Below are 15,697 nucleotides of genomic sequence, written 5' to 3' on the forward strand. Positions count from 1 at the left end.
CCAAAAGGAGGTGACAAGGATGAAAAAATACGAAGTTATGTATATCATCCGTCCAAACATTGAGGATGAAGCTAAAAAAGCTGTAGTAGATCGTTTCGGCGGTATCTTAACAGATAACGGTGCAACAATCGAAAACGTTAAAGAGTGGGGTAAACGTCGTTTAGCTTACGAAATTAACGATTTCCGTGACGGTTACTACATGATCTTAAAAGTAGAGGCTGGTAACGAAGCGATTCAAGAATTCGACCGTCTTGCTAAGATCAACGAAGACATCATTCGTCATATCGTAGTACGTGAAGAAGCTTAATAAATAATCGTTTAAATAAATAGAGTTTTAAATTCCTGAAGGAGTGGTTCTGATGATGAATCGCGTAATTCTAGTTGGGCGATTAACAAAAGATCCTGAATTACGCTATACCCCAAATGGAGTAGCTGTAGCAACTTTCACGTTAGCAGTGAATCGTACTTTTACTAACCAACAAGGTGAGCGTGAAGCAGACTTTATCAACTGTGTGGTATGGCGTCGCCCTGCTGAAAACGTCGCAAACTTTTTGAAAAAAGGTAGCTTGGCTGGAGTAGACGGTCGTGTACAGACTCGAAACTTTGAAGGTCAAGATGGTAAAAGAGTCTACATCACTGAGATTGTAGCAGAAAGCGTACAATTCCTTGAACCAAGAACTGGTGGAAACGAAGCACCACGTAATAATAATTACGCTGCTAGTGGAAATCAAGGTGGTTCAGGTGGATATCCATTTGGTGGACAAGATCAGAACCGTAATTCAAACAACCAAGGTTATACACGTGTGGATGATGATCCATTTGCAAACGATGGTAAGCCAATCGACATCTCTGATGACGATCTACCATTCTAAGAATCGATCTTATACGTATGAGTATATCTTTGAAATAACAAATAAAAGGGAGGTATTATAATGGCTGGAGGACGCAGAGGTGGACGCGCAAAACGCCGTAAGGTTTGTTACTTCACAGCGAACGGTATTACTCGCATCGACTATAAAGATGTAGATTTACTTAAAAAGTTCGTTTCAGAACGTGGTAAAATCTTACCTCGTCGTGTAACAGGTACTAGCGCTAAATACCAACGTAAATTAACAATTGCTATTAAACGCGCTCGTCAAATGGCATTATTGCCATATGTTTCAGGCGAATAATAGTTTATAAAAAGACACTCTTACATGAGTGTCTTTTTTTATTCTCCCTTATAGAATATGATCATGAATCAATATATATCCTCCTCATACGTCATTTTTACGCATAAGATTGACGTTTTCTTGACGAGTTTCTGTAACATTTGATTATAAGGTCTGGAATAGATAAAATAGGAAATAGTCTAATGAATGTATGAGGTGGAAATGTGAAGGGAATGCGTTATTTAACCGAAGGTGCGCTAATGCTTGCAATCTATATGTGTATGCTTCTTATATCTTTATACATACCTGTAATTAATATTATAGTGATGTTGCTATTACCGCTACCGTTTATCTTCTATACGATGCGCCATCATTGGAAGAAATCGTTGCTATTGTTAGTCGCAAGCTTGTTGCTGACTGTATTACTTTCACCTCTGTCGCTACCGGTGACGTTTATGGCTGGTACAGGTGGAATTACGCTCGGATATTTTTATCAGAAGAAAGAAAGTGGCTATGCAGCTTTAGTGAATGGAACGGTTGTATACTGCTTAAACCTAGTTTTGTTTTTTATTGTTGCAAAGTCGCTTTTTCATGTTGATTTTCAAGCATTGATGGACAAGTCTTTAGACCAATCCATTAATCAGTCACAGCGACTTATCGGTCAGATTGGACCAGGGCAAATTCGTTCAGAAGAAGAAAAGCAGATTGCCATGTTGAAAAAACAGTTCAATGATATGAAATATATCTTGCCATCCATGATGTTGCTGTTCGGAATGCTTTTAACTTTCTTGAACCATATAGTTGCTCGTCCTATTTTAAAGCGTTTAAAGCATGACGTTCCGCGAATGGGACCTTTTTCGGAGTTTCAGCTTCCAAGAATTATTCTATGGTTTTATCTGATCTCAATCTTATTGTCATTTATTCAATTTCCTGATGGGTCCTTTATGTTTATGGCTATTAATAACGTGGCCTTTTTATTACAGATTTTAATTTTGTTACAGGGATTTGCGGTAATCTTTTCATTTTTTAAGCAGAAAAAGATGCCGATTTTTATTCCGATTATTTTGATGTTTTTCTCATTTTTCATCCCTTTACTTCTTCAAATCGTCCGCATATTGGGTATAATTGATTTAGGGTTTAATTTACGTCGTAGACACAGTCCTAAATAAACCAACATATTTAGTAGCATAAGAACATTGCTAACTTGAAGAGTAGGAGCTGAAATGGATGCCTGTCTTTACAAAAAAGAACATTATTCGCTATCCATTTTATTTGCTGTACGGTTTTGCGGTTCTTTTAGTAGCTATCGTCGCGTACCATCACTGGATCATTGGAGTGGTGGGTGTGGTCCTACTAATAGGAGCGTTAGTATTATATATAAAATTGGAACGGTTAATGTCAGATGAATTAGAATCGTATATTTCGATGCTCTCTCATCGCTTGAAAAAGGTTGGGGAAGAGGCATTGATGGAAATGCCTATTGGAATTATGCTGTTCAATGATGACTATCAGATTGAATGGACGAATCCATTCCTTGCATCCTGTTTTAATGAAGATACGTTAGTTGGGCGTTCTCTCTATGATGTCGCTGAAAGCCTCATTCCTCTTATTAAGCAAGAAGTAGATAATGATGTTTTTACGCTTCATGAACGCAAATTTAATGTGATTTTAAAGCGTGAGGAGCGATTGGTCTACTTTTTCGACGTAACAGAAAAAGTAGAAATCGAAAAGCTATACGAAGATGAACGGACAGTTTTAGGCGTTATCTTTTTAGATAACTATGATGAACTTACGCAGGGAATGGACGATCAGTTAAAAAGTAATTTAAATAGCAAAGTGACGTCTCTTGTTAATAGCTGGGGTCAAGAGTATGGGTTGTTTATTAAGCGTACGTCATCTGACCGATTTATTGCGATTTTAAATGAACAAATTTTGATTCATTTGGAGAAGAGTAAGTTTTCTATTTTAGATCGAGTACGTGAAGAGACGTCAAAATACAATATTCCCTTAACCTTAAGTGTTGGGATTGGAATTGGATCTTCTAATTTACCTGAACTAGGTGCCCTTGCTCAATCTAGTTTAGATTTGGCCCTAGGTAGGGGAGGAGACCAAGTAGCCATCAAACAAACAAACGGGAAAGTAAAGTTTTATGGTGGAAAAACGAATCCGATGGAGAAACGTACGAGGGTTCGTGCTCGTGTGATCTCTCATGCCTTAAAAGAGCTTGTGTCTGAAAGCAGCAAAGTCATGGTAATGGGTCACAAATATCCTGATATGGATGCAATCGGTTCTTCCATTGGGATTTTAAAAGTAGCCCAGGTTAACCAAAAAGATGGCTATATCGTACTAGATACGGAGCAGCTTGATGAGGGTGTGAAGCGCTTATTAGCAGAGATTAAAAAAGACTCTGATCTATGGTCGCGTATTATTTCACCTGATGAGGCGCTGAATCTAGTGAGTGAAGATACGCTGCTTGTAGTAGTAGATACTCACAAGCCTTCATTAGTTATTGAAGATCGATTACTGAACAAAGTAGAAAATGTTGTTGTTATCGACCATCACCGTCGCGCTGAGGAGTTTATTGAGGATCCTTTACTCGTATATATGGAGCCTTATGCCTCTTCAACCGCAGAGCTTGTGACAGAGCTGCTTGAATATCAGCCAAAGCGATTTAAAATCGATATGCTTGAAGCGACAGCTTTACTTGCAGGAATTATTGTCGATACGAAGAGCTTCACATTGCGCACAGGATCACGTACGTTTGATGCAGCATCGTTTTTACGTTCTCAAGGTGCTGATACAGTGCTCGTGCAAAAATTCCTTAAAGAAGATGTTAATCAGTACGTGAGGAGAGCACGTTTCATTGAAAAAGCGCATATTTACAAAACGGGCATTGCGATCTCTAGAGGGGAAGAGTCTGAAAGCTATGATCAAGTACTGCTTGCACAGGCGGCAGATACACTGCTCTCGATTAGCGGAGTAGTCGCTTCGTTTGTTATTTCAAAACGAAATGATAATCGAATCGGGATTAGCGCACGTTCTCTCGGAGACGTGAATGTTCAGGTTATCATGGAGAGCTTACAAGGCGGAGGACATTTGACAAATGCCGCTACACAGCTTCAAAATATAACATTAGATGAAGCAGAAGAGAGATTAAAACAAGTCATTGATGAGTATTTAGAGGGAGGAAAAAAATCATGAAAGTTATTTTCTTAAAAGACGTTAAAGGTAAAGGTAAAAAAGGCGAAGTTAAAAATGTATCAGACGGCTATGCTCAAAACTTCTTACTAAAACAAAACCTTGCTGTAGAAGCAACAAACGCAAGCATCAAAGCTTTAGAAGGCCAAAAGAATAAAGAGAAAAAAGAAGCAGTTGAAGAGCTTGAGCAAAGCAAACAGCTAAAAGAAACGTTAGAAAAGCTAACGGTTGAGCTTAAAGCAAAATCTGGTGAAGGCGGCCGTCTATTCGGATCAATCACAAGTAAGCAAATCGCAGAAGAATTAAAGAAAACGCACAATATCAAAGTAGATAAACGCAAAATTGAAATGGATGATGCAATTCGCGCATTGGGATTCACAAACGTTCCTGTTAAGCTTCATCCTGAAGTAACGGCGACAGTTAAAGTTCATGTATCAGAGCAATAATAATTTCAGTAAAGGGGCGTTATCGATATGAGTGATGTTTTTTCTGATCGTCTACCGCCCCAGAATATAGAAGCAGAACAAGCAGTTTTAGGGGCTATTTTTCTTGAACCATCTTCACTGACGCAGGCTTCTGAAATGCTTATTCCAGAAGATTTTTACCGAGCTGCTCACCAGAAGATTTTTAACTATATGCTTCGCTTATCAGACAAGGGGGAGCCGGTTGACCTTGTCACGGTTACCTCTGAATTAGCGGATCAGAAGCTTCTTGAGGAGATTGGAGGCGTATCCTATTTAAGTGATCTGGCGAGCGCTGTTCCAACTGCAGCCAACATCGAATATTACGCCAAAATCGTTGAGGAGAAGTCCATTCTTCGTCGTCTAATCCGAACAGCAACAGATATTGCTTCTGAGGGCTATGCAAGAGAAGATGAGGTAGATGCGTTACTAAATGAAGCTGAAAAAAGTATTTTAGAGGTTTCTCAGCGGAAAAATACGGGCTCCTTTCAGAACATTAAAGATGTTTTAGTACAAACCTACGATAATATTGAGCAGCTTCATAATCGAAAAGGTGACATCACAGGAATTCCGACTGGGTTCACTGAGCTAGACCGAATGACTGCTGGGTTTCAACGAAATGACTTAATTATCGTAGCAGCTCGTCCATCAGTAGGTAAAACCGCCTTTGCCTTGAATATCGCGCAAAACGTTGCAACCAAAACGGATGAGAACGTGGCGATCTTCAGTCTGGAGATGGGTGCTGAGCAGCTTGTCATGAGGATGCTTTGTGCAGAGGGAAACATTAATGCACAAAATCTTCGTACAGGTTCATTAACAGATGAAGATTGGGGAAAACTTACGATGGCAATGGGTTCCCTATCAAACTCAGGTATTTTCATTGATGATACGCCAGGGGTTCGTATTAGTGAAATTCGTTCTAAATGCCGTCGTCTTCAGCAAGAGCACGGTTTAGGAATGATCTTAATTGATTATCTACAATTGATTCAAGGTAGCGGCCGCAGCGGTGAAAACCGTCAGCAGGAAGTATCGGAAATTTCCCGCTCTCTTAAAGCGCTCGCGCGTGAATTGAAAGTGCCGGTTATCGCCTTATCACAGCTATCTCGTGGCGTAGAACAACGTCAAGACAAGCGTCCGATGATGTCAGATATCCGTGAATCGGGGAGTATTGAGCAGGATGCGGATATTGTTGCTTTCTTATATCGTGATGACTATTATGATAAAGAAAGTGAAAATAAAAATATCATTGAGATTATTATCGCCAAGCAACGTAACGGCCCTGTTGGTACTGTACAGTTGGCCTTCGTTAAGGAATACAATAAATTCGTTAACCTTGAGCGGCGTTTTGATGACGCCAGTATGCCACCACCAGGTGCATAGAGAAAGCGACCTTCTTTTCACAGGAGGTCGCTTTTTTTTTGATGGTGAAAAACGAGTGTATTCTGCACCCGTTTAGGAAATAATAATCATAATAATACGAACGTATATATTAATTATTAATTAATTGTTCGGATTTTGGTTGACTTTACTGTAGTGAATTGATACACTTAATAACGTTGAAAACATGAAGTAGTAAGCAGTAGTTTACTAAGCGGAGGTGCTTTTAGAATGTCTTCAGTTGTTGTTGTTGGAACTCAATGGGGAGATGAAGGTAAAGGGAAAATCACTGATTTTCTATCTGAAAATGCAGAGGTGATTGCTCGTTATCAAGGTGGTAACAATGCAGGTCATACAATCAAATTTAATGGCGAAACGTATAAATTGCATTTAATTCCTTCCGGGATTTTCTATAAAGATAAAATTTCTGTTATCGGAAACGGAATGGTCGTAGATCCAAAAGCGCTTGTAAAAGAATTAGGTGGTTTGCATGAGCGTGATGTTACAACAGATAATCTTCGAATCAGTAACCGTGCACACGTTATTCTTCCGTATCATTTAAAATTAGATGAAGTAGAAGAAGAGCGCAAAGGTGCCAACAAGATCGGAACAACAAAAAAAGGTATCGGTCCTGCATATATGGATAAAGCAGCACGTATGGGAATTCGTATTGCAGACTTATTAGACCGTGAAGTGTTCAAAGAAAAATTAGAGCGTAATTTAGAAGAAAAGAACCGTCTTTTAGAAAAGTTCTATGAAGTAGAAGGCTTTAAAATTGAAGACATTCTTGATGAGTACTATGAATACGGGCAACAAATTGCGAAGTATGTGTGCGATACGTCCGTTGTCTTAAACGATGCTCTTGATGAAGGAAAACGCGTTTTATTCGAAGGTGCACAGGGCGTTATGCTCGACATCGACCAAGGAACATATCCATTCGTTACATCTTCAAACCCTGTAGCAGGTGGCGTAACAATTGGTTCTGGTGTTGGTCCTACGAAAATTCACCATGTTGTGGGTGTGTCAAAAGCTTATACAACACGTGTTGGTGATGGTCCGTTCCCAACGGAATTAAACGATGAAATTGGTCATCAAATTCGTGAAGTAGGACGTGAGTATGGTACAACAACTGGTCGTCCACGCCGTGTAGGTTGGTTTGACAGTGTTGTGGTTCGTCATGCTCGTCGCGTGAGTGGAATTACAGATTTATCTCTAAACTCAATTGACGTATTAACAGGTATTGAAACGTTAAAAATCTGTGTTGCATATCGTTATAAAGGGGAAATCCTAGAAGAGTTCCCAGCTAGCTTAAAAGTATTAGCTCAATGTGAGCCAGTATACGAAGAGCTTCCAGGATGGACAGAAGACGTTACAGGTATGAAAACTCTTGATGAACTTCCTGATAATGCTCGCCATTATCTAGAGCGCGTATCTCAATTAACAGGTATTCCACTTTCTGTGTTCTCGGTAGGACCAGATCGTTCTCAAACAAACGTAATCCGTAACGTATACCGCGTATAATTGTAGGGTAAAATGGATTTTGTATAATCATAAAATGCTTAAAGCTGCGACTCGACATCAGGTACAAACACCATCAGTCAGCTTTAAGCATTTTTTATGTTTTTTCAAAAAATTCTTTTTTTAAACATTTTTTGAAAAAACTATTGCCCAATAAAAAAATATCTGCTATTATAAAAAACGTCGTTAAGATACATATGAGCCATTAGCTCAGCTGGTAGAGCATCTGACTTTTAATCAGAGGGTCAGAGGTTCGAATCCTCTATGGCTCACTTTTAAATTTAACTGGCCCGTTGGTCAAGCGGTTAAGACACCGCCCTTTCACGGCGGTAACACGGGTTCGAATCCCGTACGGGTCACCATGTTATTTTAATAGCTTAATGATGTTTAAGGTCCCGTGGTGTAGCGGTTAACATGCCTGCCTGTCACGCAGGAGATCGCCGGTTCGATCCCGGTCGGGACCGCCATTTATTTCTTTTATTGATTTAAAAGAAAGTTATGGTATAGTAAATAATAGACATAGTCACGCATAACTATGGCTCGGTAGCTCAGTCGGTAGAGCAAAGGACTGAAAATCCTTGTGTCGGCGGTTCGATTCCGTCCCGAGCCATCCAAAAAAACTAGAGTTCGTTTTAGAACTCTAGTTTTTATTTTGCCTAAAGACTGGAATTTACTTTGCTTAACGAGATAATTAATTGTACAATCCATAATAACCGCTAGCACGTTGGTAGAGGTTTTTCAGATTTACCTATATATGTTATAAAGTAGAATCATGAACTTTCTTTTCTTTTCAAGTATAATAGATAGGATGAGTACCAAAAATTCTTCGTTTAAAAGATAAAGGAGAACGATAACATGGATAAACGTATATTAGTGGTTGACGACGAAAAACCAATTGCTGATATTTTGAAGTTCAATTTACAAAAAGAAGGTTACGAAGTGTTTTGCGCATATGACGGCGTTGAAGCATTAGAGAAATTAGAAGAAATTCAACCAGAATTGGTGTTATTAGATATCATGCTTCCTCAGCGTGACGGAATGGAAGTTTGCCGTGAAATTCGTAAGAAATATGATATGCCAATTATTATGCTGACAGCTAAGGATTCTGAAATTGACAAAGTATTGGGGCTAGAGCTAGGTGCTGATGATTACGTAACGAAGCCTTTTAGCACACGTGAACTACTCGCGCGTGTCAAAGCGAATCTTCGTCGTCATCAACAGGTGGCAACAGCAGAAGATGAGAATGAAACAAATGAAATTACAATCGGTTCATTGGTCATTCATCCTGATGCGTATATTGTTTCAAAGCGCGGCGATTTAATTGAGCTGACTCACCGTGAATTTGAATTGCTTCATTATTTGGCGAAGCATATCGGTCAAGTAATGACACGTGAGCATTTGCTGCAAACAGTATGGGGCTATGACTATTTTGGAGATGTTCGCACAGTAGATGTAACCGTACGACGACTTCGTGAGAAAATAGAGGATAATCCTAGTCATCCTACGTGGATTGTAACAAGACGAGGAGTAGGTTATTACCTGCGAAATCCTGAACAGGAGTAGAGCAAATGAAGAAAGTACGCTTTTTTCAATCAATTCATTTTAAGTTCGTGTTAATTTATGTATTGCTTATTTTATTAGCCATGCAGATTATGAGCGTGTATTTTGTACGCGAATTAGAAAAGGAGTTAATTAATAACTTCTCGACCTCTGTTAATGAGCGCGTCAACTTACTTTCATATAGTATTGACCAGGAAATGCAAAAGAAGCGAGACGAGAATTCTCCCCCGCTTGAGAGTGATATTAGCGATGTGCTAAAAGATTCTCTATCAAAAGATATTACGGAAATACGGGTAATTGATCCAAACCGCCGAATTTTAGGAAGTTCAAGTGATCACCCTGAATACGTAGTTGGAAAAAAAACAACGGATGTGTCCATTAAGAGGGCACTTCTGTATGGTGCTACAGAAGAACGAACAAGAGTAGCAAAAGGAATGCGTGTAAGGGAGTTTATTGCGCCTATAAAGTCACAGGATGAAATTGTAGGGGCAATATACCTTACGGCCAACATGGAGCCCGTATACGCTCAAATAAAAGAGGTTAATAGCATCTTCACAACAGGAACGATGATCGCCCTTGTGATTACGGCATTACTCGGTATTTTCCTGGCACAGACGATCACAAGACCTATGTCTGATATGCGCCGACAAGCCCTTGAAATGGCAAAAGGTAACTTCTCTCGGAAAGCTAAAGTATATGGCTATGATGAAATTGGTCAGCTGGCTCTTACGTTTAACAACTTAACGAGAAAGCTTCAAGAAGCCCAGGCGACGACAGAAGGGGAGAGACGGAAGTTAAGCTCGGTGCTTGCCCATATGACAGACGGCGTAATTGCAACAGATCGAAAAGGCCGCGTCATTCTTATTAACGACCCTGCGAGTGAGATGTTAGATGTTTCCCGTGAAACGGTACTGTCTGAACCGATCATTTCGTTATTGAATCTCGAGGGAACGCATACGTTCGAAAGTCTCCTTGAAAATCAAGAATCGCTCATTTTGGATTTTAGTAACAAGGATAAATATTTTATTCTCCGTGCAACGATTTCCTCTATTCAAAAGGATACGGGCTTCGTAAACGGATTAATTATCGTACTACACGATATTACTGAGCAGGAGAAAATTGACCAAGAACGCCGCGAATTCGTTGCGAACGTATCACATGAGCTGCGTACGCCACTTACAACAATGCGAAGTTACTTAGAAGCATTAGCTGAAGGTGCTTGGCAGGATCAAGATATTGCACCGAGATTTCTACAAGTAACACAAACAGAGACGGAACGAATGATTCGCCTCGTAAACGATCTTCTTCAGTTGTCAAAACTTGATAGCAAGGATTATCGCTTTAAGACGGATATCATCGATTTAGTGAAGTTATACAATTACACTATTGATCGATTTGAAATGGCGAAAGAACAGAAGATCAAGTTTATTCGCAAGCTTCCGAAGCAATCAATCTATGTATCAATTGATCAAGATAAAATTACACAGGTTCTAGATAACATTATTTCCAACGCAATTAAGTACTCACCAGAAGGCGGTACGATTACGTTCTCATTGAAATTAAAAGATGAGACCGTTATTTTAAGCGTTCAAGATGAAGGTGTGGGAATTCCGAAGAAGAATATTTCGAAGATCTTTGATCGCTTTTACCGTGTGGATAAGGCTCGATCAAGACAGCTTGGCGGAACAGGACTTGGTCTTGCCATCGCGAAGGAAATTGTACAAGCCCATGGTGGAAGAATCTGGGCGAAGAGTAAGGATGGGCAAGGAACCATTATATTCTTCACACTTCCTGTCGAAAGTGAGCGCGAAGACGAATGGGAATAAGATACGAAAAGCTTAAAACGTTCCTTTTGTTGTTTTTGGTAGTACTAAGCTTGGTCTTAACGTGGAATCTCTGGACGTACCAGCCTCATTACAAAATACTTGAAAAAAATAAATACTTACAAAATGAAACGTATGTAAGTCCAGTGAAAAGTGCATCAAAAAAAGAGTTGATCGATCATATTAAGTTTTCACAAGTCGTTTATCATGGAAATGGTTCGGACTATGGTGCAACGATCGAAAAAAACATCGATAATTGGCTAAACGAAGTCAAAACATGGAAGTTTGCGAATGTCTATAACTATACGTCAAATGTTCCATCAAATGACTTCGACTCTTTTTTACATATGGATAACGCGATTGAATTGATTTATCCAGATAATATCTCCATGAAAGCCTTCAAGGATATGTTTCAAGTCGAGGGTAAATCAGTTCCTGACTTTTATTTTAATCGTATTTTTCTTAAAGAAAAAAGAGGACAGTCCGCTATTAATGCCTATTTTGTGGATACAAAGACACATCAAATCTTTGTTGCGATTGTCTCTAACTTTTTGCAACATGATTTTGACAAAAAGGCAGAGAAAATGCAAAGTCTGTACGCCCCTTATACGAAGTATAAAATTCGTGACGGAAAGTACATCTATCTTCCGAAGCAGTCCGTTACGCTTGATAGCCTGATGTATTATAGCAGTCCTCTAGATGTGGATAAGTTCAAAAACGTTTTATTCGGTAATCCAACGTACGTAAAGAAAGAAAAAGTATCGAACGAAGAATTTTACACCGACGGGACAAGCGTTCTCGCGTTCGTCGGTAATCAAGACGTAATTGAATACGCCAACTGGGCGAATTTAGGGACATCTAACAGCGAGGCTATTGAAGTAACGAGCATTTTAAAACGGAGCTTCAACTTTGTTAATGATCATGGCGGTTGGACAGACGCCTATTATTTTTCAAAATGGAATCCGGATAAGCGCGAGGTTATGTATCAGCTTCATGAGAATAATTATCCCGTCTTTTCAACGAGTGCGCCAACAACAACGGAGATCTACGAGAAGTGGGGGAAAGCAGAGGTTGCCAAATACCGCCGGCCTATTTATAAAATTTCCCGTACATCGTCAGGTAGTTTTCCCGTAAAACTCTCATCTGGCTTAGATATTATTAAGTCTGTGGAGAAGATTCCAAACCTAGATAGATCACAGCTGCAAGACATTGCGATTGGTTACGAACTGGTTCCTCAGCAACAGAATGACAGTTTAGGGGTGCGTCGCATTGCCCTGCAACCGGCTTGGTTCTATTTATACAAAGGCAAATGGAACAAGGTTGAAAGTCTGAAGGAATCAGGAGGTGCATCGAATGGATTGGAATAAAACGAAAAATACATTCATTATTACTTTCCTGATTCTCAATCTTTTTCTTGGCTTTCAGCTTTATCAAAAAAAGGAACGTAGTCAGCTTGATCCAATTACGGAAGCAAGTATTGAGGAGCTGTTAGCGGATGATCACATTACATATGGAGATCTTCCGACACCACCTTCTAAGGAAAGCTACGTAGGAGTGACCAATTATAATTTTACGAACACCAAACTAGATGGTCTTAAGGATCAAAAGATCATGTTGCTAGATGCGACACATCTTCAAGGGACGTTCAATAAGTCGATTCCAATTTCCGGATCAAATGCAACGTTTCGCTTTAATCAATTTTTAAAAGATTACATTTATAAGGGCTCTTCCTATATTCGATGGAATGTGGATAAAGATTTAAAACAGATTATTTGCTATCAAAAAATCGGTGATGCCACGATTTATAACAATGAAGGTGGGAAGCTCATTATTCACCTTAATGATAAGAATGAAATGACAGGTTATGAGCAAACTTTATTAGATGTAAAGGATAAGATCGAGGTTGATAAGGATATCCTGCAGCCGATTAAGGTGCTTGAAAACCTGTACTTAAATAAAGAAATTGAACCTGACAGCAACATAACCACTGTTAAATTAGGATACTACAATTTCTCCCCAGTGATCGCAAATTCTGATGAGGCGCAAATGCAAATTTTAATTCCGGCTTGGCACATCGTTGTGAACAAGAAGGACCAATATTTCATGAACGCTTTTGAAGGAGACATTGTAAAAGGAAAGACTAATTAATTATTGGAGTGAGTAACATGAGCTTGCACTTTAGTGTGCTCGCAAGCGGAAGCACGGGTAACGCAACATTTGTCGGAAATGAGAAGGGCTCGATTCTTGTCGATGCTGGACTAAGCGGTAAAGGCATGGAAGGCTTGTTCCAACAAATTGATCGCAACATCAAAGATCTCTCAGGGATTTTAGTTACGCACGAGCATAGTGATCATATTAAGGGATTAGGTGTGTTAGCACGCAAATATGATTTACCGATTTATGCGAACGAGAAAACGTGGCAGGCGATGGAAGGACTAATTGGTACGGTTCATCCGGATCAAAAGTTCGTTTTTAATGTTGGAGAGGCAAAATCATTCAACGGTTTGGACGTAGAGTCCTTCGGTGTCTCTCATGATGCAGCAGAGCCAATGTTTTTTTCCTTTCATCAAGATGGTAAAAAACTTACGTTAATCACAGATACCGGTTATGTGAGTGACCGCATGAAAGGCGTTATTAAAGATAGCGATATGTTCATTTTTGAAAGCAATCATGACGTTGAGATGCTTCGAATGGGAAGGTACCCGTGGAGCATCAAGCGTCGTATCTTAAGCGATGTGGGACACGTATCAAATGAAGATGCGGCACTTGCTTTAGCGGACGTTATTGGTGACCAGACAAAGCGCATTTATTTGGCTCATCTTAGTCAGGATAATAACATGAAGGATCTAGCCCGCATGTCAGTGGAACAAGTCCTAACAGAAAGAGGATTCGAAATCGGTGAGCAAATTGAGCTGTATGATACAGACCCGAAAAATGCTTCGCCGCTCGTTTACATCTAGCAGATAAAAAATTTGGACGTTCATTGTGCTAAAAATTAGAATTTTAAAGTGAATTGGGTATAATAGTCTATAATAGAGGGCTCAGCTTATTACATGATCTTATAATACAACGCAGTATAGGGAAAGGATGGATGAGACGAGTGGGCTATTATGACGACGAATACCAAGAGCAAAGACGACCACGTAGAAAAAGAGGGGCCTTTTTCTCAGGTTTGATCGGCGCAATTATCGGTGCATTAATTATTTTATTGGTGTATCCAGCACTAGTAGATCGGGGAATTTTACCTTCTACTTCTTCAGAAAATGATCTTCAACAAAGCGATAATACAGTAGCAGGCGTTCAAAAGACGGTTTCTGTGAACGTCACGAGTGATATCACAAAGGCCGTGTCGAAGGTCGATAATGCAGTTGTCGGCGTAGTAAATATACAGAAATCAAGCAGCTTCTGGGATAGTGGGAAATCTTCTGAAGCGGGTACGGGATCTGGTGTTATTTATAAAAAGTCTGGTAATAAAGCATTTATTGCGACCAATAACCACGTAGTAGAAGGTGCAAGCGAAATCGAGGTAAGCATGAGCGACGGTACTCGCGTAAAAGCACGTTTGCTAGGAACAGATGAACTGACTGATTTAGCAGTATTAGAAATTGATGCCAAACATGTGAAACAGGTAGCGACGTTTGGCAACTCTGATTCACTAAAGCGCGGTGAACCAGTCGTAGCGATTGGGAACCCATTAGGTCTTGAATTTGCTGGATCTGTCACACAAGGTGTTGTATCTGGTACAAACCGCGCTATCCCGCAAGATTTGAACGGTGACGGGGTAGCGGATTGGCAGTCAGAGGTTATTCAAACGGATGCAGCCATCAACCCTGGTAACAGCGGTGGAGCACTTGTGAACATTGAAGGTGATGTGGTAGGAATTAACTCGATGAAAATTGCTCAGGAGGAAGTTGAGGGAATTGGTCTCGCCATTCCAGCGAATTCCGTTCGACCAGTGATTAATGACTTAGAACGATTTGGGGAAGTACGTCGCCCGTATATGGGAATTTCCTCTCGTTCATTGGATGAAATCTCAAGTTATCACCTAAGTGAAACATTGAAATTGCCGAAAGACGTGGTCAAGGGTGTAGCAGTCATCGATGTCGAACCTTCTTCACCAGCTGCAAAAGCAGGTTTGAAACAATATGATGTCATTGTTGAGCTAGACGGCAAACCAATTTCGAACATTATTGATTTACGAAAAGTCCTGTATAATCAAAAAGAAGTTGGAGATAAACTCAAAGTGACGTATTATCGTGATGGTAAAAAACAAACCACCACAATGAAGTTAATCAAAGAGTCACTATAAGTTAGAATGTAAAAATGAAGAACCGTTCTTCAGCATATTGGCTGAACGGTTCTTTCTTTCTGGATAAGGCTAAAAGTACTGTGGATAAGTGAGGTGAAAAAAGTGAAAATTTTATGCTGCGAAGAACACGTAGAACTAGCGTTAGATGTAATGGTTGATGAAAGCGAAACGTTCCCGACCCTAGAGAAAACAGGAGAAGATGAGATATCCACATGTGAATATTGCGACAATAAATCTGTATATATTGTAGGGAACTAACATTCGAACACAAGATGTGGATATGTTCTGTGGATATGTGGA

General features: G+C 39.7%; 15 protein-coding genes and 4 tRNA genes. All 19 read left to right on the forward strand.

Going from position 1 to position 15,697, the window contains the following annotated elements:
• Positions 1-19: 19 nt before the first annotated feature.
• Positions 20-307, forward strand: a complete 288-nt coding sequence (rpsF, locus tag AMD01_RS12690; protein WP_053401802.1) for a 30S ribosomal protein S6 — start codon at positions 20-22, stop codon at positions 305-307.
• 52 nt (positions 308-359) lie between these two features.
• On the forward strand, positions 360-872 hold the full coding sequence (ssb, locus tag AMD01_RS12695; protein ID WP_053401803.1) for a single-stranded DNA-binding protein: 513 nt from the start codon (positions 360-362) through the stop codon (positions 870-872).
• A 60-nt stretch (positions 873-932) separates the two neighbouring features.
• Positions 933-1,172, forward strand: coding sequence for a 30S ribosomal protein S18 (rpsR, locus tag AMD01_RS12700; protein ID WP_053401804.1), 240 nt, complete (start codon positions 933-935; stop codon positions 1,170-1,172).
• 212 nt (positions 1,173-1,384) lie between these two features.
• Positions 1,385-2,320, forward strand: a complete 936-nt coding sequence (locus AMD01_RS12705; protein ID WP_245638943.1) for a YybS family protein — start codon at positions 1,385-1,387, stop codon at positions 2,318-2,320.
• A gap of 58 nt (positions 2,321-2,378) precedes the next feature.
• The gene (locus AMD01_RS12710) at positions 2,379-4,352 is read left to right on the forward strand and encodes a DHH family phosphoesterase (RefSeq protein WP_053401806.1); all 1,974 of its coding nucleotides are present in this window, start codon (positions 2,379-2,381) and stop codon (positions 4,350-4,352) included.
• On the forward strand, positions 4,349-4,795 hold the full coding sequence (gene rplI, locus AMD01_RS12715) for a 50S ribosomal protein L9 (protein WP_053401807.1): 447 nt from the start codon (positions 4,349-4,351) through the stop codon (positions 4,793-4,795). The genes AMD01_RS12710 and rplI overlap by 4 nt, the downstream gene beginning before the upstream one ends.
• A gap of 27 nt (positions 4,796-4,822) precedes the next feature.
• Positions 4,823-6,190: a replicative DNA helicase gene (gene dnaB, locus AMD01_RS12720; RefSeq protein WP_053401808.1), complete on the forward strand. Its 1,368-nt coding sequence runs from the start codon at positions 4,823-4,825 to the stop codon at positions 6,188-6,190.
• A 228-nt stretch (positions 6,191-6,418) separates the two neighbouring features.
• On the forward strand, positions 6,419-7,708 hold the full coding sequence (locus tag AMD01_RS12725) for an adenylosuccinate synthase (RefSeq protein ID WP_053401809.1): 1,290 nt from the start codon (positions 6,419-6,421) through the stop codon (positions 7,706-7,708).
• A 196-nt stretch (positions 7,709-7,904) separates the two neighbouring features.
• Positions 7,905-7,977, forward strand: a tRNA-Lys gene (locus AMD01_RS12730).
• Positions 7,978-7,992: 15 nt separating this feature from the next.
• Positions 7,993-8,067: transfer RNA gene (locus tag AMD01_RS12735), tRNA-Glu, on the forward strand.
• Between the two features lie 29 nt (positions 8,068-8,096).
• Positions 8,097-8,172: transfer RNA gene (locus AMD01_RS12740), tRNA-Asp, on the forward strand.
• Positions 8,173-8,242: 70 nt separating this feature from the next.
• A tRNA-Phe gene (locus tag AMD01_RS12745) sits at positions 8,243-8,315 on the forward strand.
• 245 nt (positions 8,316-8,560) lie between these two features.
• The gene (yycF, locus tag AMD01_RS12750) at positions 8,561-9,268 is read left to right on the forward strand and encodes a response regulator YycF (RefSeq protein WP_053401810.1); all 708 of its coding nucleotides are present in this window, start codon (positions 8,561-8,563) and stop codon (positions 9,266-9,268) included.
• A gap of 5 nt (positions 9,269-9,273) precedes the next feature.
• A complete protein-coding gene (gene walK, locus AMD01_RS12755) occupies positions 9,274-11,091 on the forward strand; it encodes a cell wall metabolism sensor histidine kinase WalK (RefSeq protein WP_053401811.1) in 1,818 nt (605 codons plus the stop codon).
• Positions 11,092-11,126: 35 nt separating this feature from the next.
• Complete coding sequence (locus AMD01_RS12760) at positions 11,127-12,455, forward strand: YycH family regulatory protein (protein WP_169775962.1); 1,329 nt, start codon at positions 11,127-11,129, stop codon at positions 12,453-12,455.
• Positions 12,442-13,236 (forward strand): two-component system regulatory protein YycI, encoded by a 795-nt coding sequence (locus AMD01_RS12765; RefSeq protein ID WP_053401813.1) that lies wholly within the window; start codon positions 12,442-12,444, stop codon positions 13,234-13,236. The genes AMD01_RS12760 and AMD01_RS12765 overlap by 14 nt, the downstream gene beginning before the upstream one ends.
• A gap of 17 nt (positions 13,237-13,253) precedes the next feature.
• Positions 13,254-14,048, forward strand: a complete 795-nt coding sequence (locus tag AMD01_RS12770; RefSeq protein WP_053401814.1) for an MBL fold metallo-hydrolase — start codon at positions 13,254-13,256, stop codon at positions 14,046-14,048.
• A 140-nt stretch (positions 14,049-14,188) separates the two neighbouring features.
• A complete protein-coding gene (locus tag AMD01_RS12775) occupies positions 14,189-15,397 on the forward strand; it encodes a S1C family serine protease (protein WP_053401815.1) in 1,209 nt (402 codons plus the stop codon).
• Between the two features lie 102 nt (positions 15,398-15,499).
• Positions 15,500-15,655 carry a CxxH/CxxC protein gene (locus AMD01_RS23525; protein WP_083446540.1) on the forward strand — a complete coding sequence of 52 codons (156 nt, stop codon included), beginning with the start codon at positions 15,500-15,502 and terminating at the stop codon, positions 15,653-15,655.
• The last annotated feature ends 42 nt before the right edge of the window (positions 15,656-15,697 follow it).

The organism is Priestia koreensis (assembly GCF_001274935.1).
Classification (GTDB): Bacteria; Bacillota; Bacilli; order Bacillales; family Bacillaceae_H; genus Bacillus_AG; species Bacillus_AG koreensis.

Bases quoted from the DNA above. Each gene is read 5' to 3' on its own strand.
- rpsF (WP_053401802.1), top strand. From the start codon at position 20: ATGAAAAAATACGAAGTTATGTATATCATCCGTCCAAACATTGAGGAT.
- ssb (WP_053401803.1), top strand. From the start codon at position 360: ATGATGAATCGCGTAATTCTAGTTGGGCGATTAACAAAAGATCCTGAA.
- rpsR (WP_053401804.1), top strand. From the start codon at position 933: ATGGCTGGAGGACGCAGAGGTGGACGCGCAAAACGCCGTAAGGTTTGT.
- AMD01_RS12705 (WP_245638943.1), top strand. From the start codon at position 1,385: ATGCGTTATTTAACCGAAGGTGCGCTAATGCTTGCAATCTATATGTGT.
- AMD01_RS12710 (WP_053401806.1), top strand. From the start codon at position 2,379: ATGCCTGTCTTTACAAAAAAGAACATTATTCGCTATCCATTTTATTTG.
- rplI (WP_053401807.1), top strand. From the start codon at position 4,349: ATGAAAGTTATTTTCTTAAAAGACGTTAAAGGTAAAGGTAAAAAAGGC.
- dnaB (WP_053401808.1), top strand. From the start codon at position 4,823: ATGAGTGATGTTTTTTCTGATCGTCTACCGCCCCAGAATATAGAAGCA.
- AMD01_RS12725 (WP_053401809.1), top strand. From the start codon at position 6,419: ATGTCTTCAGTTGTTGTTGTTGGAACTCAATGGGGAGATGAAGGTAAA.
- yycF (WP_053401810.1), top strand. From the start codon at position 8,561: ATGGATAAACGTATATTAGTGGTTGACGACGAAAAACCAATTGCTGAT.
- walK (WP_053401811.1), top strand. From the start codon at position 9,274: ATGAAGAAAGTACGCTTTTTTCAATCAATTCATTTTAAGTTCGTGTTA.
- AMD01_RS12765 (WP_053401813.1), top strand. From the start codon at position 12,442: ATGGATTGGAATAAAACGAAAAATACATTCATTATTACTTTCCTGATT.
- AMD01_RS12770 (WP_053401814.1), top strand. From the start codon at position 13,254: ATGAGCTTGCACTTTAGTGTGCTCGCAAGCGGAAGCACGGGTAACGCA.